The following is a 19,195-nucleotide window of genomic DNA, read 5'->3' as shown; positions in this document are numbered from 1 at the left end:
GGGTAGACATAAATAATCAAGGTTTTCCTTTCTTGGAATGATTGGTTAATTACGGATTAAGGCAGCAACAGCTTCTTCAATAGTAATGCCATAAGCAAATTGGTCTTCGTTGTTTGCATTATAGGCGATGAATAAGTTTTCCTTTGTATCAAAAGCGACACGGTAAGTAAAACCTGTTTTTTGATAAGTCATCAAAATTCCTCCTTTCGTTTTGTAAACCCTTTTACATTGTTCATTATATCACAAAAAATATAGTTGGGCAAACATTCTGCTCAAATCTTTTCGTTAATGGCTATCGTTTAAGTCTCATGAAGACAAAAAACACCCTACTTGAAACCAAAATTTCAAGTAGGGTGGGAAAATTAATGAAGGAAATTTGCTAACCAGTTTGCACCATAAATCAAAGACATGCTATAAACTAAAATCGTTGCTGGTTTACATAGAAGAATAATCCAGGTGAATTTCTTTAATGAAATATCCGTTAAGCCTGCTAGCATACATAAGGCGTCATCAGGAGCTACTGGTAGAAAAATTGCAAGTGCAAATAATCGATCAAAGCGCTTCTGATTTTCTAACCAGGAACTATATTTATGAAAAGTTTTTTCACTAATCATACTCAAGATAAATGGTTTTCCATATTTTCTAGCCAGTAAAAAGGCAATTACTGAACCGATACAGATTCCTACATAATTATATACAAATCCCCAAAACGGACCAAAGATGATTACCCCAGCGGCAGTTGAAATACCACCCGGAATAATGGGGATGACTACTTGAATAATTTGTAACAGGACAAAGATGAATGGACCGAAAATAGCTGCATTTTCAATATATAATCGTAAGGAATGGATATCCTTAAATAGTCCCAATTTATAGAAATAGATAGTTAAAATAATCGTTGCGATCAAGCCGCATAACGAGATAAAGCTTACGATTTTACGGGATGTTTCAGCGTTCATCAGGTCATCTCCTTTGCCGATAGTCTATGTATATTATAGTGCTTTTTACTTTGTTTGAGAATAGAACTTAGGACTGATTTTAGGAATTTATAATTTTTTTCTTGCTCTTCTTTGCAAGGTAAATTTCAGAACGATTCTTTCAACTAGGTTACTCATTAAAAAGGCTCCGGCAATCGCAGCGGCGGTAACTAGTACAACAGATAGTTGATAGAAGGCTTGCTTTGTATCGCCAAGCACAAATTCTCGAATGGCTAGATAAGCAGGGCCACCCGGGACTAAGAGAAACAAACTTGGGATGTGAAAAATAATCACCGGCATTTTCATCTTTCGTGAAAAAAAGATACTTAGGCAGCCAATGATGAAGGCAGCCCAAAAGTTGGCACCGCCTAAACCGATTTGATGTAGCTTGAGTTGCCAAAAAATTAACCAACCACAAGTACCGGTAAATCCGGCGGCAGGCAAGGCTTTTCTTGGAATGTTGGTTAAGATACCAAAACCAATCGTACTAAAAAAACTGAATAAAATCTGAATCATCCATTCCATTTTATAACCAACCTCCAATCAAATTGAAGACACTGGCAATACCAGCACTAATCGTTGCAGCGACAATTAATGCTTCCGTTCCTCTAGCAAGGCCACTAATTAAATGCCCTGCCAAAATATCACGAAAGGAATTGGTGATGGCTACACCTGGTACAAAGGGCATAATTGAACCAATAATAATGGGATCAATCTTTGTTGCTAAATGATATTTCACTGCACAAATACTTAAAAAACCTATGACAAAAGAGGAGATGAATAAATCAAAGTAATTTAAATTAATCCACTGTTTGCAAAGAACGCTGATGCTAAAACCAATACAACCGATGATAAAAGTTATCAACAAATCAGCTAAAACACCCCCAAATAAGTACATTGCGCCTGCACTAATGATGCCGGCAGCAATAATTTCTAGCCAAAGTGGAAAAGTGGGGACCCGTTGATCGATTCGGATTAGTTTTTTATATAGAACATCTAAGGTAATTTTTTTCTCAGCGAATTGTCTCGATAATTCATTGACTGCAACGACTTTTTCCAAATTAATCACTCGTTGATCGACATTATCTATCATCACTCTTTGTTGATTTTCTAAACCGACAAAGATACCAGTCGCAGTTACGTAACAACTACAATTCTCTTCTCCACCATTGATGACAATTCGTTTCATTGTATCTTCTACACGATAAGCTTCAGAACCGTTTGCCATCATTATTTTCCCGGCTAAGAGGGAAGTTTTTAATAGTTTGGCCTTGGGATCATTTAAATAATTTTGGGGTTGTTGTAATTTTTTCAAATTTGTTTACCTCCTTTTTAGACTAACTTTTCTTCTTTATTTTAACGAAAATATTGTTATATAGCAAAAAATAAATAGATAACGAAAATTAATGATTTAAAGTAGAAGACATCCGTTTACTATGATAACTTATTTTAAAATATATGATAACATTTTTTTGTATTTTATCTTTGCTAAATTCTAATTTTTTGTGTAAAATAGAATTGTAAATAAGTATCTGGGGGGAGAATATTATGAGATACAAGATTTATACAAAAGAACAGATTATTAGGGCAGGCTACAATATCATTGCACGAGAAGGCTTTGATAAGTTTACGGCAAGAAATGTTGCACGGGAATTAGGGATTTCGACACAACCGATTTATTTACAGTTTAAAAATATGGACGATTTGAAGCATCATGTGTTGGATAAGGTGTGGGCAGATTTGGTTAAAAACAGTCTAACTAAACCTTTTACTGGTGATGTCTTAATTGATGCCCCAACTCATTTTGTAGAATGGGCTTTGAAAAAACCGATTTTATATAAAGCATGTTGGGTAGATCCAAATGGTGGGGGTAAATATTTATTTGGTTTATCTGAAGAATTTTATCACGAATATGCTTTTAAGGATGAACGCTTCAAACATTTAAGTGAACAAGAATTTAAGATGCATCACCTTGAAACGCTCATTTTAATTAGTGGCTTAATTTCATTACAAATGTCAGGGATTATTACTTTAAGTCATGATGAAATCATCAAAATGATTACGAAGATTTTAGGTGATATTGCGCAAGGGCAAAAGTTAGAATTGAATTTTTAATTATTTAATCACTCATAGGTAGGGACATATCGGTTTTTGATTGTTTTCCTACCTATTTTTAGTTTTTTTATTGACATTTGAAGCAAAAAAGGTAAAAATAAAGAGGTGTTTGGAGAGTTGGCAGAGTGGTAATGCACTGGACTCGAAATCCAGCGAGCCGATTTTTTCGGTGCACGGGTTCAAATCCCGTACTCTCCTTTATAAAAAGATGAGTTTAGCGCAGTGACTTGACTGGGCTTTTTTTATTGGAAATTTACTTGTTCACTACTACATATTGTGTTATGATACTTTTTGTGCGCTAGATTTAGTAGTTAATAGACTTTTTTGAATAGATTAAGGAGCTTTAGTTGATGAAAGGAGATAAAAAAGCAGTGATAGTTTTAGCCGGAATGATTGGTGCTGGTAAAACCAAATACACACAGATGATATCAGAAGAATTAGGTAGCCAGCCTTTTTATGAAAGTGTTGAGGATAATCGAATTTTAGAGATGTTTTATAAGGATCCTAAACGTTGGGCCTTTGCTTTACAGATTCATTTTTTAAATACTCGTTTTCAAAGTATCAAGCAAGCGTTAAAACATCAGCATAATGTTTTAGATCGTTCCATTTATGAAGATGCTTTGTTCACTAAAATCAATTATGAAAGTGGGAATATGAGTGAAGCAGAGATGGACACGTATCTTTCTTTATTAGACAATATGATGGAAGAATTAGCAGGTATGCCTAAAAAAGCACCAGATTTATTGGTCTATTTACAAGGTCCGCTTTCTATTCATTTAGAAAGAATTAAAAAACGTGGACGTGAATATGAACAGGTTGAAAATGAAGATGATGAATTATTAGCTTATTATAAGCATTTACATAGTCGTTATGATGAATGGTATGATGCTTATGATAAAAGTAAAAAAATTGCCATTCCAATTACTGAATATGATATAGAAATCGCAGAAGATCGCCAAAAGGTAATGCAAATTATTCGTGAATCTTTAGCTGAATAAGATTAGAAAAAAGTTTCCTTGAGCTAGGCTTAAGGAAACTTTTATAGTTTAAGATATTTTTGTAAATAGTGCGCTAGTCCATCTTGATCATTAGTTAGCGTAGTGATGTCATTTGCAACTTTTTTTGCTTTATCAGAGCCATTTAACATTGCAACACCATGTCCCGCATATTCTAGCATTTCTACATCGTTATATTCATCACCAAATGCGATAATGTTTTCGCGTTTAATGCCTAAATCGTTGGCAATGATTGCTAAACCAGTTGCCTTGTCTACCCCTTTTGGTGTCATTTCTAGCATATTGTGTGGTCCGCCCCAAGTTTTAGTGTCTACCTCAAGATAACGCTCATGTAAGGTAGCGGCGACGTTTTGTAAGGTTTCAGGCTTAGTTTTAATCAATAAAGAGGTCGGATTGTTTTGCAATCGTTGTAACAAATGGTCATTGGTGATTTGGGTCGAACCAAAAAAGCTAGGATCAATTCCCTCCAATTGACTAACAAAGAATGAGCGGCGATTTTCGGCTGCGACAAATTCAATTCCTAATTCTTCCTTATGTTTGACTAATTCAAAGGCGATTTCACGATTGATAAAATGTTCTTTTTCTTTATCCCAGTGCTGAAATGGTTTATGCACCAGCGAACCATTGAAATTAACCATCGCACTATTTAATGCCAACTGTTGATAAAATTGGCGGCTCATCCGAAACGGGCGACCAGTAGCAATACTGACAACATGACCGTTTTTTTGCGCTTGTTTTAAAATCTGCTCTGTTAAGGGAGTGATTAGCGCTTGGTTATTTAGCGTGGTTCCATCTAAATCGATAGCAATCAATTTTCTTTCCATTAAAAATCTCCTTTCAATCAAAATGCTTTCTCATTAGTGTATCATATCTTTAGAATTAAACAAGATATAAGTGATAATCCGTGAAAAAACTTAAAATATCTTCAAGTTAACGTTTTCTAACTATTAAACACGAACATTCGAAAAAAATTCGTCATCTGATGTAAAAAAAAGATTGAAAATCGCTAGTGTATTTTCTATACTCGGAATGTGGTTATGATAAATACGTACATTTATGGTATTTTTATCTAACATTATACATATTATTTAGGAGTGAAATTAGAAAATGGAACGTTTTTTCAAATTGAAAGAAAATAAAACTTCTGTATCAACTGAAGTTTTAGCTGGTTTAACAACATTTTTTGCGATGAGCTATATATTGTTCGTTAATCCTAGTATTTTATCGCAATCTGGCATGCCGTTTCAAGCAGTATTTCTAGCAACAATCATTGCTTCGGTTATTGGAACTTTAGTCATGGGATTGTTTGCCAATGTTCCTTATGCGCAAGCACCAGGGATGGGATTGAATGCTTTCTTTACCTTTACTGTCGTTTTTGGATTGGGTTATTCATGGCAACAAGCTTTAGCGATGGTTTTTATTTGTGGTCTCATTAATATTTTTATTACTGTTACACGTATTCGTAAAATGATTATTCATGCAATTCCTGAAAGTATGCAACATGCAATCAGTGGAGGAATTGGTATTTTTGTGGCTTATGTAGGAATTAAAAATGCCAACTTACTTCATTTCTCAGCTGATGGTGCAACAATTACCAATGCGGTTGTTGAAAAAGGAAAAGCCGTAAGTGTGGCGATGAATGGTGGTGTGGTACCAGGTTTAGCTAATTTTAATAATGCACCGGTTATTTTAGCCTTAATTGGTTTATTTTTAATGACTATTTTGGTTGTATTAAATGTTCGTGGTGCAATTATTTTAGGGATTATTGGTACAACAGTTATTGGTATTTTAATGGGTGTTGTTGATTTAGGTGCAATTGATTGGCATGCGAATTCATTAACTAATTCATTTAAAGCATTAGGCACTACTTTTGGTGCAGCATTTGGTCCAGAAGGAATGCAATCTTTATTTAGTACGTCACATAAAATCCCACAAGTTATCATGACAATCTTGGCATTTAGCTTATCTGATACTTTTGATACAATTGGTACATTTATTGGTACAGGTCGTCGTACAGGTATTTTCTCTAAAGAAGATGAAGAATCATTAGATAATGGCAAAGGATTAAATACTCGTTTAGATCGTGCTTTGTTTGCGGATGCTATTGCCACAAGTATTGGGGCAATCGTTGGTACATCCAATACAACAACTTATGTTGAGTCTGCCGCAGGAATTGGTGCCGGGGGTCGTACAGGCTTAACTTCGGTAGTTGTTGCTATTCTTTTTGCGATTAGTAGTTTCTTCTCACCATTAATTTCAATTGTACCAAGTCAAGCAACTGCACCGGCGTTGATTTTAGTTGGTGTTATGATGATGGCATCATTTAAAGATATTAATTGGACTGAATTAGAAGATGCTATTCCAACTTTCTTTGCTTCCATTTTTATGGGCTTATGCTATAGTATCTCTTATGGTATCGCTGCAGGCTTCATAATGTTTGCTTTGACTAAAACACTTAAAGGTAAAGGGAAAGAAGTTTCACCAGTTATCTGGGCTGTAAATGCTTTGTTTATCTTAAACTTTGTAATATTAGCGATTATTTAAATGATTCATTAGTGATTTTTGTATGCTACACTAAGGCTTAATTGCTTTGGTGTAGTTTTTGTATGTAAGTATTGTTTTCTGAAAATTATCTAAATAATTTACATTTTTCCTTCAAAAGGGTTGTCAAAGCTTGAATGAATAATATATATTATTTAATAGTCGAAATGAAGGAAGGAATAAATTTGAAAGTTGATTGGAAACGAAATCTATATATTTCATGGATTGGTTGCTTTTTTACGGGTGCAAGTTTTAGTCTAGTGATGCCATTCATTCCACTGTATATTGAAGAATTAGGTACACCTAAGAGCCAGGTAGAGTTGTTTGCTGGTTTTGCGATTTCGGTAACAGCATTAGCCGCTGCTTTAGTTGCACCTATCTGGGGTAATTTAGCTGATCGCAAAGGTCGTCGTTTAATGATGATTCGAGCTGCTGCGGGGATGACATTTAGCATGGGGGCACTTGCTTTTGTGCCCAATGTCTATTGGCTGTTAATCATGCGTTTTTTAACCGGTGTTCTATCAGGGTATATCCCTAATGCAACTGCTTTAATCGCTTCACAAGCGCCTAGAGCAAAAAGTGGCTGGGCACTAGGGACACTAGCGACAGGCGCAATCGCTGGAAGTATGATTGGCCCCTCTTTAGGTGGAATTTTAGCTCAGCTATTTGGAATGAAGAATGTTTTTATCATTACGGGGATTGTTTTATTTATCACGTTGATTTTAACTGTAACGATGGTAAAAGAAGATTTTCAACCTGTACATAAACAAGAAATGCTATCATTGAAAGAATTGTTAGCAAAAATGCATAATGTTCAATTATTGTTTGGTTTATTTATTACTTCATTAATCATTCAAGTCGGGATTACCTCTATTAGTCCAATTCTAACCTTGTATATCAGACAATTGAGTACTTCAAAGGGAAATATTTTATTTGTAAGTGGCTTGATTGTTTCAATTGCGGGGGTTTCAGCGATGATTTCATCGCCAAGTCTAGGCAAATTAGGGGATAAGATAGGAAATCAAAAGGTGTTAATTGGTGGTTTGGTCTTTTCGTTAATTTGTATCATTCCAATGTCTATAGTCCAAACAACTTGGCAATTAGGCCTTTTACGATTTTTATTAGGTTTTTCAACGGGCGCATTGATGCCTTCAGTAAATACCTTAATCAGTAAGATTACGCCTCCAGAAGGGGTTAGTCGAATTTATAGCTTTAATCAGATGTTTTCTAATTTTGGTCAGGTGGTCGGTCCACTTGTGGGCTCAACGGTAGCACAAGGATTAGGTTATCGTGCGGTTTTTTTGGTAACCGCTGCCTGTATTTTCGTTAATTTATGTGTGTCATTATTTAATTTTAGAAAACCAATTGTTTATTATGGCGTTAAATAAAACAAAAAACGAACGACAAAATCGTTCGTTTTTTTATTTGGATTTTTTTTCTAGCTATTTTGCTTTTTTGGGTGAACTTACACTAGCGATTAGGATAACAATTACACCTAGTAGTAAAGACATTTCTGTCGTTACTAAAAAGTTATATTGACCTCCTGATAACGCGCTACCTAAATAACCAACTACTTGGCCAAGTACAAAAGCCCAAATCAATGTAACTATATAACGCACGAAGATACCTTCTTTCCAAGTCATTGCTGCTATTTAGTTTATCACAAATTTTCTGAAAGTAAAGTATTTCTTGCTCGAAACATCGTTAAAGATAGGTTAAAATAAAGACAAATAGTTAATTGAGGTGAACGCTGATGAGCTATGTGCAGATTCATACATTAAGTGCTTATTCCCTGATGAAAAGTACAGTTAAAGTGACCGATTATGTGCAAAAAGCTGCACAGATGGGCTATCAATCATTAGGATTAGTGGATGAAGGGGTATTATCAGGCAGTATTGAATTTTATCAAGCCTGTTTAAAACACCAAATTCAACCAATTATTGGTTTGACAGTTCAATACTATTCTGAAGTCTTAGGTATAACCCAACCAATTACCTTAATTGCTGAAAATTATCAGGGATATCAAGCCCTGCTTCGATTATCTAGCCAGTATCAAATTGACGGTAAGTTACAATTGGCTGATTTTAAGGACTTATCACATTTGATTTTCATTTTTACTTCGGCTAATCAAGTCGTTGCCGGCTTTAATATAGAGGTTGAGCAAGCCAATCGTCTAATGAGAGAATTAAAAGAGATGGCTGGAAATCATGCGCTTTATTTTGGCTTAATGTATGAGCAAAAAATTAAGCCTACTTTTTTAGAGTATTTAGCAACAAATGCTATCGAGCTACTCGCTTTTTCCAAGGTGAATATTTTAACTAAAGATGAAGCTTTTGCCTTAAAAGTTTTAAATCATTTACAAAAAGGAACGCAATTAGCGGTGGATGAAATGCAAGAGGTGACTTGGTCGTTTGCCCATGAATTACAGGAAGTGGCAGTCTATCAAGAGTATTATCAGCGTACGTATCCACAAGCATTAACGAATTTAGCTAGTTTAGTCGAAAAGATTGATTTACAAATTCCTTTACATTTGAAAAAATTGCCTCATTATCCATTGGAAAACGAATCGGCACCTAGTTATTTGTCTAAATTATGTCAAGAAAAATTAGTTCAACGCGTACCTGATTATAATGAGCACTATCAACAGCGTTTGGCTTACGAGCTAAAAGTAATCACACAAATGGGCTTTGCCGATTATTTCTTAATTGTTTGGGATGTGATGGATTATGCGCATCGTCAACAGATTGTAACCGGTGCAGGCAGAGGTTCGGCTGCAGGCTCGTTGGTTGCTTATGTACTAGGGATAACAGATGTTGACCCTCTAAAATACAATTTGATTTTTGAGCGCTTTTTAAACCCTGAACGCCAAACCATGCCTGATATTGATTTGGATATTCCAGATAATCGTAGGCAAGAGATTTTACACTATGTTCATCAAAAATATGGTCAATATCAGGTTGTGCAGATTGCAACTTTTGGTACTTTAGCTGCTAAAATGGTCTTACGAGATGTCAGTCGTGTATTTGGTTTGTCGCAAAGTGAGGCGAATCGATGGTCGAAGGCCATTCCAAATGTATTAAAAATTACGCTTAAACAAGCCTATGAGCAATCTAAGCTATTGCAACAAATGGTTTCAGAGAGTAGACGCAATCAGCTGATTTTTAAAGTGGCGCTGATTTTAGAAGGATTGCCACGCCACGTTTCTACTCATGCGGCAGGCATCATTATTTCAGATGAAAATTTAATGGATTTAATTCCATTACAACCTGGAAGTGAGGGGATTTTCCTTTCACAGCTGACAATGAATGACATCCAGACGATCGGTTTATTAAAATTTGATTTTCTAGGCTTAAAAAATTTATCTATTATTGATGAAACTTTAAAAGGAATTCAATATATTCAAAATAGAAGCTTCTCACAAAAACAAATTCCCTTAAATGATCCAGTAACGATGCGGTTATTTCAAACGGGTGATACGACTGGTGTTTTTCAATTTGAATCAAATGGAATTCGGCAAGTATTAAAAAAAGTTCAACCGCAAAATTTAGAGGACTTAGCAGCGGTGAATGCACTGTATCGTCCAGGCCCGATGCAACATATTGATGAATTTGTCGCCCGTAAGCATGGAAAGCAGGCGGTTAAATATTTGGATGAGAGCTTACAGCCGATTTTAGCGAATACTTACGGCATTATTGTGTATCAAGAGCAGGTCATGCAGATTGCTGCTCAGATGGCTGGTTTTAGCTTAGCGCAAGCTGATTTATTGCGTCGGGCAATCAGTAAAAAGGATCATCAAGGCTTAGATGCACAGCGTCGAGCTTTTATTCAAGGTGCTTTACAAAAAGGCTATAGTCAAAAAAATGCAGAGAAGGTTTATAGCTATATTGAAAGTTTTGGTGATTATGGCTTTAACCGATCGCATTCTTTTGCGTATTCATTGATTGCGTATCAAATGGCTTATTTAAAAGCTCATTATCCGGCAGCCTTCTTCACTGCTTTACTAAATACCGTTCAAAATAATACAGAAAAGCTAAAAGAATATGTGCATCAGTTGAAGAAATATCAACTAACCCTGCTACCTCCAGATATTAATCAAAGCGCTAGTGAAACACGAGCGATTTCATTAAAAGCAATTCGGCTAGGTTTAGCTAATGTAAAGGGCATGCGTCGAGATTTTTTAAGAGCGATTGTCCATGAGCGAATGGCAAATGGCAAATATACAGATTTTGATAATTTTTTAGTGCGTTTATATCATATCAACAGTCATTGGCTCAAAGAGGAATTACTCATTCCGTTAATTGCTAGTGGTTGCTTTGATCAATTAGGTGAGCATCGTAAGGCTTTGTTGGAGCAACTAGAAGGCAAAATTCAAAATTTCAAAATTAGTGCAGGTAGCTTAGACTTACTTGCGATTATGAAATTATCGCCTGCTGAAGAGCTTACCCCCTATAGCCAGCAAGAAATTCTAGCATTAGAGCAACAATATTTAGGGCTATATGTTTCTGGTCATCCGCTAGATCGTTTTGAGAAATATTATGAACAATACTTGGTAAATGAAATTAGTCAATTGCAGGTGAATCAGTCGGCCAAAATCTTTTACTATTTGACCAGTTTAAAGGAAATTACGACCAAACGTGGGGAAAAAATGGCATTTCTAGAAGGAAATGATAGCAGTGGAGAAATGAGCGTAACGATTTTCCCTCAGCTATATCGACAAATACGCAAGGAATTGGCTGTGAATCAGTGCTTTTTAGTCATTGGTAAGGTGGAAAGAAGTAAATATAATGATGAGCTACAATTGATTGCAGAAAAAATAATTACTGAGTCACAAATTGTTCAATATTTAACAAGTAAAACCTGCTATTTACGTTTAGCACAAGGTTTTGCCAATCAAGAGATAGTTGAAAAGCTAAAACGACTACTTGCATCTTCTCCAGGTAAGATACCGGTTGTTATTTATGATCCGATAACCCATCAAAAGGTACAGGTAGCTAGAGAATTATGGATTGAACCGACAAATAACTTGTATGATAGCCTTAGACAACTTTTAGGGGAGAATAATGTGGTTATGAAATAATTTACAGTCATTTTCAAATAATCTTTACATTTTTCGAATTTTTTCACGATATTTCAAGACATTTTGCTTAATTAATGGTAAAATACTGTTCGTGGCTAAGTTTAGCAAGGGAACACGAAGCAATTGTGTTAAAAAATTTTTTTATGAGGTGAAAATGAAATGAAACGCATTGGAATTTTAACCAGTGGTGGCGATGCGCCTGGTATGAATGCAGCGATTCGTGCTGTAACGCGTAAAGCAATTTATGAAGGAATGGAAGTATACGGAATTAACTACGGTTTTGCTGGATTAGTAGCTGGTGATATCCGTCGTTTAGATGTTGCTGATGTAGGTGACAAAATCCAACGTGGAGGTACTTTCCTTTACTCAGCACGTTATCCTGAATTTGCAACTGTTGAAGGTCAATTAAAAGGAATCGAACAATTAAAGAAATTCGGTATTGAAGGTTTAGTTGTTATCGGTGGTGACGGTTCTTACCATGGAGCAATGGCTTTAACTAGACATGGTTTCCCAGCAGTAGGTATCCCAGGAACAATCGATAATGATATTCCAGGAACTGATTATACAATTGGTTTTGATACTGCTATTAACACCGTGTTAGATGCTTTAGACCGTATTCGTGATACAGCGACTTCACACGTTCGTACTTTTGTTATCGAAGTAATGGGACGCGGCGCTGGTGATATCGCATTATGGGCTGGTGTTGCTGGTGGAGCAGACGACATTATCATTCCTGAACATGATTTTGATATGGAAGATGTTGCTAAACGTATCCAAGCTGGTCGTGATCGTGGGAAAAAACACTGCTTAATCGTTTTAGCTGAAGGTGTAATGGGCGGAAATGAATTTGCTGAAAAATTAGCTAAATATGGCGACTTCCATACTCGTGTATCTATTTTAGGTCACATTGTTCGTGGTGGTTCACCAAGTGCTCGTGACCGTGTGTTAGCAAGTAAGTTTGGTGGTTATGCTGTTGACTTACTTAAAGAAAATAAAGGTGGTTTATGTATCGGTATCGAAAATGAACAAATCGTTGCTCGTGACATCATCGATACTTTAGAAAACAACAAACATAAACCAGACTTATCATTATATCAATTAAACAGAGAATTATCTGTTTAATATATATTTTTTACATTGTGAATTAATAGGCGTACGTCTATTAAAATAAACGAATAGGAGCAAGTAGTAATGAAAAAAACAAAAATTGTTAGTACATTAGGACCAGCTAGTAATAGTGTCGAAACAATCGCAAAATTAATTGAAGCAGGAGCAAATGCTTTCCGTTTCAACTTCTCACATGGTGACCATGAAGAACAATTATCACGTATGAACATGGTTCGTGAAGCGGTTAAATTAACCGGTAAAGATGTAGCCCTTTTATTAGATACAAAAGGTGCTGAAATCCGTACTACTGTTCAAGGAACTGAATCTGGTAAAATCGAATTTAACATTGGCGACATCGTTCGTATCTCAATGGATGGCGAACATGTTGGTTCAAAAGAAAAAATCGCTGTAACTTACCCAGGATTATATGATGATGTTCATGTAGGTGGTCACGTATTATTTGATGATGGCTTAATCGACATGAAGATTTTAGAAAAAGATGAAGCAAATCGTGAATTAGTAACTGAAGTACAAAATGCAGGTATCCTAGGTTCACGTAAAGGGGTTAATGCTCCTGGCGTATCAATCAGCTTACCAGGGATTACTGAAAAAGATGCGGCTGATATTCGTTTTGGTCTAGATAATGATATTAACTTTATTGCTGCAAGTTTTGTTCGTAAAGCACAAGACGTTTTAGAAATTCGTGAAATCTTAGAAGAAAAGAACATGACACACGTTCAAATCTTCTCAAAAATTGAATCTCAAGAAGGTATCGACAATATCGATGAAATCTTAAAAGTTTCTGACGGTATCATGGTTGCTCGTGGTGACATGGGTGTAGAAATTCCAGCTGAAATGGTACCAATGGTTCAAAAAACAATCATCAAGAAATGTAACGCTGCTGGTAAAGCAGTAATTACTGCAACACAAATGTTAGAATCAATGCAACACAACCCACGTCCAACACGTGCGGAAGCTTCTGACGTTGCTAACGCAGTATTTGATGGTACAGATGCAACTATGTTATCTGGTGAGTCTGCAAATGGTCAATATCCAGTTGAAGCAGTTTCAACAATGGCTCGTATCGATATGGAAGCTGAAAAACAACTTGCTAAAGTGGGCACTTATAAAATTGATCATTTCGATAAAACTGACGTTACAGAAACAATTGGTATGGCTGTAGCTACAGCAGCTAAAAACTTAGGTGTTAAAACAATCGTTGCTGCAACTGAATCAGGTCATACTGCTAAAATGATTTCTAAATATCGTCCTGATGCTGACATTTTAGCTGTAACTTTTGACGAACGTACAAAACGTGGTTTAATGTTAAACTGGGGTGTTTATCCAACAGTTACTGAAAAACCAACAACAACTGATGAAATGTTTGAATTAGCTACTAAGAAAGCTGTAGAATTAGGCTTTGCTAAAGAAGGCGACTTAATCTTAATTACTGCTGGTGTACCAGTTGGTGAACGCGGAACTACAAACGTGATGAAGATCCAATTAATTGGTTCAAAATTAGTTGAAGGACAAGGCGTAGGTAGCCGTTCAGTTGTTGCCAATGCAGTTGTTGCTAAAACTGCTGAAGAAGCAATTGCTAATGCAAAAGATGGTATGGTATTAGTTGTTCCTACAACTGATAAAGAATTCATGCCAGCAATTGAAAAAGCTGCTGCTTTAGTTGTTGAAGACGGTGGTTTAACTTCACATGCTGCAGTTGTAGGTATTGCTAAAGACTTACCTGTAATCGTTGGTGCCAAAGGTGCAACAACTTCAATTAAAGATGGAGAAGTTGTAACTGTTGACTCACGTCGTGGTATTGTATACCGTGGAGAAACAACAACTATCTAATTGAATTTTCGTTAGATTAGAGACTTTTGGTGGATAAATTGTCGAAAGATGGTTTATCCACTTTTTTATGAAATATATGGTTTTAAACAACATTTATCTTGGAATTTGATTAGGATTTTTTAGGTGTCAAGAAAATTTCATTGACAAAGCCAAAATCCAATTGTATAATTCTTTTTGTTGCTTAGAGGTGAGAAAAATGAAATGGTCATTAATGGAATTAAGAAAGTATCAAGAACAAAATCTTGATTTTTCAGAAGTTCTTGATTTAAAGAAAGCATTGTTAGATCGTGATAGTTCTATCATTGATGTAGCGAAAGTGGAAGTCAAAGGCTTCTTACGTGTAGAAGCGAATGATTACTTAACTCATTATCATGTTGAAACGATGATTACCGTTCCTTCAACACGATCTTTAGAGCCGGTTTGTTTACCACTTAGTTTTGATGTTGATGAGATTTTTATGACACCTGAGCAATTTGCAAAACGAGATAATTTGATTCCTGAAGAGGAGATTCTCCTGCTAGAAACGCAAACGTTGAATCTAGAGGAATCAGTTATTGACAACATTTTATTGGCGATTCCTATGCAGGTGTTTGCTGAAGATGAAAGTGATACCTTTCCATCAGGGAATGATTGGGTAGTGCTTTCTGAAGAGGCCTATCAAAAGCAAAAAGAATCTGACCAAAAAAATCAATTTGATCCTCGTCTTGCGAAATTATCAGCACTATTAGAGAATGAAGATTCTTCTGCTGATAAGTAAGATTGGAATATAAAACAGTATTTTTACTGTAATGTTTATAAGGAGGTGTAGCAAATGGCAGTACCAGCTAGAAGAACTTCTAAAGCTAAAAAAGCAAAACGCCGTACTCATTACAAATTAACGATTAACGGCTTAAACGAATGCCCAAACTGTGGTGAAATGAAGAAGAGCCACCACGTATGTGCAAATTGTGGACACTACGACGGTAAAGACGTAGTTTCAAAAGAAGCATAATTCAACTGAATGCTTGATAAACCCTTAGGCTAACCATGGAGCCTAGGGTTTATTTTTTTTGCTTAGTCCTTTAATAAAACGATTAGTAAAGGAAATTTTCATAAATATTTCTTACTTTCTTTCGTAAGTATTTTGAGCTATAATAATAGAGATTAAGTTTAGTCTATGACTTTACGAGGAGGAATGAATATGACAAAACAACAAATTGGTGTTGTTGGAATGGCTGTAATGGGTAAAAACCTAGCTTTAAATATTGAAAGCCGTGGATACTCAGTTGCACTATACAATCGTACAGCCTCTAAAACAGAAGATGTAGTTAAAGAACACCCTGAAAAAAATTTCAAACCTACTTACAGTATTGAAGAATTTGTTGCTTCACTTGAAAAACCACGTCGAATTATCATGATGGTGCAAGCTGGTAAGGGAACAGATGCGACTATTCAAGCATTATTACCACATTTAGATCAAGGGGATATTTTAGTGGATGGTGGGAACACCTTCTTTAAAGATACAATCCGTCGCAATGAAGAGTTAGCGAATTCAGGAATTAACTTCATCGGTACTGGGGTATCTGGTGGGGAAGAAGGCGCGCTTAAAGGACCATCTATTATGCCTGGTGGACAAAAGGAAGCTTATGAGTTAATTGCTCCGGTTTTAGAAGAAATCTCAGCTAAAGCTGAAGATGGTGCTCCTTGTGTCACTTATATTGGTCCAAATGGTGCAGGTCATTATGTAAAAATGGTACACAACGGAATTGAATACGGCGATATGCAGTTAATTGCCGAAAGCTATGATTTATTAAAAAATGTTTTAGGCTTATCTACAGAAGAATTAGCTGATACATTTGCTACTTGGAATCAAGGCGAGCTAGATAGTTTCTTAATGGAAATTACCGCGGATATTTTCACTCGTAAAGATGACTTAGGTACGGGTCAACCAATTGTTGATGTTATCTTGGACGCTGCAGGAAATAAAGGAACTGGTAAATGGACCAGTCAAAGTGCTCTAGATTTAGGTGTGCCCCTTCCATTGATTACTGAATCAGTTTTTGCTCGTTTTATTTCTACTTACAAAGAAGAACGTGTCAATGCAAGTAAAAAATTCCCACAAACGAACTTTACTTTTGATGGGGATAAGCAAGTATTTGTTGAAAAAATACGTCAAGCCTTATACTTTAGCAAAATCATGAGCTATGCACAAGGATTTGCTCAATTACGTCAAGCATCAAAAGAATACAATTGGGAATTGCCATTTGGCGAAATTGCAAAAATTTGGCGTGCCGGCTGTATCATTCGTGCACAATTCTTACAAAAAATTACGGATGCCTATGAAAAAAATGCCGATTTGGAAAATCTATTATTAGATGACTACTTCTTTGATATTACGGTAAAATACCAACAAGCAGTTCGTGATGTAGTCGCTTTAGCGGTGCAAGCAGGCGTGCCTGTTCCAACCTTCTCATCTGCGATTGCTTACTTTGATTCTTATCGTGCAAAACGCTTACCAGCTAACCTTATTCAAGCGCAACGTGATTATTTTGGTGCACATACTTACCAACGTACCGATCGTGAAGGTATTTATCACTATTCATGGTATGAATAATTGAAGCTAAATTAAAATATACTAAAAGAAAATGAAGGAATTTATTCAATAATTTTCTTCATTTTCTTTTTTTTCTTGGTTTTCCATGATAGAATTGCTTTGATAACTAAATATAAATTAAAGGAGAGTAATTGAAAATAGATGAGTAATATTTTAATTATTGAGGATGAGAAGAACTTAGCTCGTTTTGTTGAATTAGAACTGAAGCATGAGGGCTATACGACAGAAGTTCACTACAATGGCCGTACGGGCTTAGATGCTGCCTTAAATAAAGATTGGGATGCGATTTTGCTTGATTTGATGTTACCAGAATTAAACGGTTTAGAAGTTTGCCGGAGAATTCGTCAAAGTAAAAATACCCCTATCATCATGATGACTGCACGTGATTCGGTTATTGACCGAGTTTCTGGCTTAGATCATGGGGCGGATGACTATATTGTTAAACCTTTTGCGATTGAAGAATTGTTAGCTCGATTACGTGCATTGCTTCGTCGCATTGACATTGAGGGAGATAAAAATGCAGCTAAACAAACCACGTTAACTTATCGCGACTTAACTATCGAAAAGGAAAATCGCGTGGTGCGTCGAGGTAATGAAATTATTGAATTAACGAAGCGTGAATATGAATTGCTACTCACTCTAATGGAAAGTGTAAATGCTGTCTTAGCTCGTGATGTTTTATTAAACAAGGTTTGGGGCTATGAAACCGAAGTTGAGACTAATGTAGTGGATGTTTATATTCGTTACCTACGTAATAAGATTGATATTCCAGGTGAGGATAGCTATATCCAAACAGTACGTGGAACAGGCTATGTGATGCGTTCATGATTTTAAAAAAGAAACAACAGCAAGAGCTAAAAGGGCCTTCTTTAACAATTAAGTGGGCCTTAGCAAGCTCTTTCTTTATATTTGTCATCTTTACGGTCTTTGCGGTGACGACTTATAAAGCAGCCGTTAATTTACTGGTTGAAAAGGAACGTAAACAAAGTGAGGAGACCACTTATCAAATTGTCTCTCGATTGGCTAACTTAGATGAAAATTTAACCCTAGTCAGCGTTTATCGCAACTTAACGAATAGCTCGAATACACAATCACGTTTGTATGATCGGACTTCGACGATTAGTGGAAATTTGATGTCAATTGATCCATTTATCGCTGAGTTAGGACAAACGAATTTTCGCCTTTATGTCTATAATCCTGACTATCATTTGGTCTTTAGAACAAAAGCGGCTAGCCTATCCTTGCAATCAGTAGAGCCAACCAATAGTCGCTTGACGACAATTAATGGCAAAACAGGTCTTTTAAGTATACAACCGGTTATATCGAAGCAAACAAGAGAAAAAATCGGTTATGTTCAAACGTTTTATGCTTTAACCTCCTTTTATGAAATTAAGCGAAATCTATTGATGATCTTAATTGCCGTTGAATTAGTTTCGTTAATTTTAAGTAGTATTTTGGCCTTCTTGTTATCATCTTATTATTTGAAACCATTAAAGATGTTGCGAGATACGATGGACAGTATTCGTAAAGATCCACAATCAGATATTCATGCGCCTGTCATCGATACACGAGATGAATTGGCTGATTTGTCTGAAATCTTTAATGAAATGCTTGATCGGATGCGCACTTATATTGAACAACAAGAGCAATTTGTTGAGGACGTCTCTCATGAGCTTAGAACGCCCGTAGCGATTATTGAAGGACATTTAAGTATGTTAAATCGCTGGGGGAAAGATGATCCTGAAATTCTAGAAGAATCATTGACTGCTAGTATGCAAGAAATTAAACGGATGAAAGACTTGGTACAAGAGATGCTAGATTTATCTAGAGCCAAACAAGTAGATATCTATTACGGTAATGAAACTTGTAACGCCAAAGAAGTTGTCAATCAAGTATTTAATAATTTTAAAATATTATA

The 19,195-nt window shown here is 35.8% G+C and carries 18 protein-coding genes and 1 tRNA gene (1 of these 19 only partly in view); 13 read left to right on the top strand and 6 right to left on the bottom strand.

Going from position 1 to position 19,195, the window contains the following annotated elements:
- Nucleotides 1-45: 45 nt before the first annotated feature.
- From RK02_RS12335 to RK02_RS05060, 4 genes are all read right to left on the bottom strand, one after another.
- Nucleotides 46-192: a hypothetical protein gene (locus RK02_RS12335; RefSeq protein ID WP_016183169.1), complete on the bottom strand. Its 147-nt coding sequence runs from the start codon at nt 190-192 to the stop codon at nt 46-48.
- A gap of 170 nt (nt 193-362) precedes the next feature.
- Entirely contained in the window at nt 363-959 is a 597-nt protein-coding gene (locus RK02_RS05070; protein WP_016183168.1) for a TVP38/TMEM64 family protein, read from the bottom strand.
- Nucleotides 960-1,046: 87 nt separating this feature from the next.
- The gene (locus tag RK02_RS05065) at nt 1,047-1,502 is read right to left on the bottom strand and encodes a threonine/serine exporter family protein (RefSeq protein WP_016183167.1); all 456 of its coding nucleotides are present in this window, start codon (nt 1,500-1,502) and stop codon (nt 1,047-1,049) included.
- Between the two features lies 1 nt (nt 1,503).
- Complete coding sequence (locus RK02_RS05060) at nt 1,504-2,292, bottom strand: threonine/serine exporter family protein (RefSeq protein WP_016183166.1); 789 nt, start codon at nt 2,290-2,292, stop codon at nt 1,504-1,506.
- Nucleotides 2,293-2,525: 233 nt separating this feature from the next.
- Here RK02_RS05060 and RK02_RS05055 point away from each other — a divergent pair, with 233 nt between their 5' ends.
- From RK02_RS05055 to RK02_RS05045, 3 genes are all read left to right on the top strand, one after another.
- Nucleotides 2,526-3,092, top strand: coding sequence for a TetR/AcrR family transcriptional regulator (locus RK02_RS05055; RefSeq protein ID WP_016183165.1), 567 nt, complete (start codon nt 2,526-2,528; stop codon nt 3,090-3,092).
- A 111-nt stretch (nt 3,093-3,203) separates the two neighbouring features.
- Nucleotides 3,204-3,290, top strand: a tRNA-Ser gene (locus RK02_RS05050).
- Between the two features lie 152 nt (nt 3,291-3,442).
- The gene (locus RK02_RS05045; RefSeq protein WP_016183164.1) at nt 3,443-4,090 is read left to right on the top strand and encodes a deoxynucleoside kinase; all 648 of its coding nucleotides are present in this window, start codon (nt 3,443-3,445) and stop codon (nt 4,088-4,090) included.
- Between the two features lie 41 nt (nt 4,091-4,131).
- Here RK02_RS05045 and RK02_RS05040 read toward each other — a convergent pair whose 3' ends face one another.
- Entirely contained in the window at nt 4,132-4,932 is an 801-nt protein-coding gene (locus RK02_RS05040) for a Cof-type HAD-IIB family hydrolase (protein WP_016183163.1), read from the bottom strand.
- A 283-nt stretch (nt 4,933-5,215) separates the two neighbouring features.
- Between RK02_RS05040 and RK02_RS05035 the strand changes: the two genes are divergently transcribed.
- Entirely contained in the window at nt 5,216-6,652 is a 1,437-nt protein-coding gene (locus tag RK02_RS05035; protein ID WP_016183162.1) for an NCS2 family permease, read from the top strand.
- Between the two features lie 182 nt (nt 6,653-6,834).
- Complete coding sequence (locus tag RK02_RS05030; RefSeq protein WP_016183161.1) at nt 6,835-8,037, top strand: multidrug efflux MFS transporter; 1,203 nt, start codon at nt 6,835-6,837, stop codon at nt 8,035-8,037.
- A 54-nt stretch (nt 8,038-8,091) separates the two neighbouring features.
- Here the strand turns inward: RK02_RS05030 and RK02_RS12105 are convergent, their stop codons facing one another.
- Nucleotides 8,092-8,268, bottom strand: a complete 177-nt coding sequence (locus RK02_RS12105) for a YjzD family protein (RefSeq protein ID WP_016183160.1) — start codon at nt 8,266-8,268, stop codon at nt 8,092-8,094.
- Between the two features lie 134 nt (nt 8,269-8,402).
- On the opposite strand from RK02_RS12105, the gene RK02_RS05025 reads away from it, so the two are divergent.
- The 8 genes from RK02_RS05025 to RK02_RS04990 form a co-directional block, all read left to right on the top strand.
- Entirely contained in the window at nt 8,403-11,726 is a 3,324-nt protein-coding gene (locus RK02_RS05025; RefSeq protein ID WP_016183159.1) for a DNA polymerase III subunit alpha, read from the top strand.
- 159 nt (nt 11,727-11,885) lie between these two features.
- Nucleotides 11,886-12,848, top strand: a complete 963-nt coding sequence (gene pfkA / locus RK02_RS05020; RefSeq protein WP_016183158.1) for a 6-phosphofructokinase — start codon at nt 11,886-11,888, stop codon at nt 12,846-12,848.
- Between the two features lie 69 nt (nt 12,849-12,917).
- Entirely contained in the window at nt 12,918-14,684 is a 1,767-nt protein-coding gene (gene pyk, locus RK02_RS05015) for a pyruvate kinase (protein WP_016183157.1), read from the top strand.
- Between the two features lie 196 nt (nt 14,685-14,880).
- Nucleotides 14,881-15,441, top strand: a complete 561-nt coding sequence (locus RK02_RS05010) for a YceD family protein (RefSeq protein ID WP_016183156.1) — start codon at nt 14,881-14,883, stop codon at nt 15,439-15,441.
- Between the two features lie 54 nt (nt 15,442-15,495).
- Nucleotides 15,496-15,675, top strand: a complete 180-nt coding sequence (gene rpmF, locus RK02_RS05005; RefSeq protein WP_016183155.1) for a 50S ribosomal protein L32 — start codon at nt 15,496-15,498, stop codon at nt 15,673-15,675.
- A gap of 189 nt (nt 15,676-15,864) precedes the next feature.
- Complete coding sequence (gndA, locus tag RK02_RS05000) at nt 15,865-17,277, top strand: NADP-dependent phosphogluconate dehydrogenase (protein WP_016183154.1); 1,413 nt, start codon at nt 15,865-15,867, stop codon at nt 17,275-17,277.
- A 141-nt stretch (nt 17,278-17,418) separates the two neighbouring features.
- Nucleotides 17,419-18,105: a response regulator transcription factor gene (locus tag RK02_RS04995; protein WP_016183153.1), complete on the top strand. Its 687-nt coding sequence runs from the start codon at nt 17,419-17,421 to the stop codon at nt 18,103-18,105.
- Nucleotides 18,102-19,195, top strand: the 5' portion of a protein-coding gene (locus RK02_RS04990) for a HAMP domain-containing sensor histidine kinase (protein ID WP_016183152.1). 415 nt of this gene lie beyond the right edge of the window; the window shows 1,094 of its 1,509 coding nt (coding positions 1-1,094); it begins with the start codon at nt 18,102-18,104; its stop codon lies beyond the right edge, outside the window. The genes RK02_RS04995 and RK02_RS04990 overlap by 4 nt, the downstream gene beginning before the upstream one ends.

It is taken from the genome of Enterococcus columbae DSM 7374 = ATCC 51263 (assembly GCF_000406925.1).
Taxonomy (GTDB): Bacteria; Bacillota; Bacilli; order Lactobacillales; family Enterococcaceae; genus Enterococcus_E; species Enterococcus_E columbae.
The sequence above is the reverse complement of the archived record's forward strand: the minus strand, read 5'-3'. Positions and strand labels throughout refer to the sequence as shown.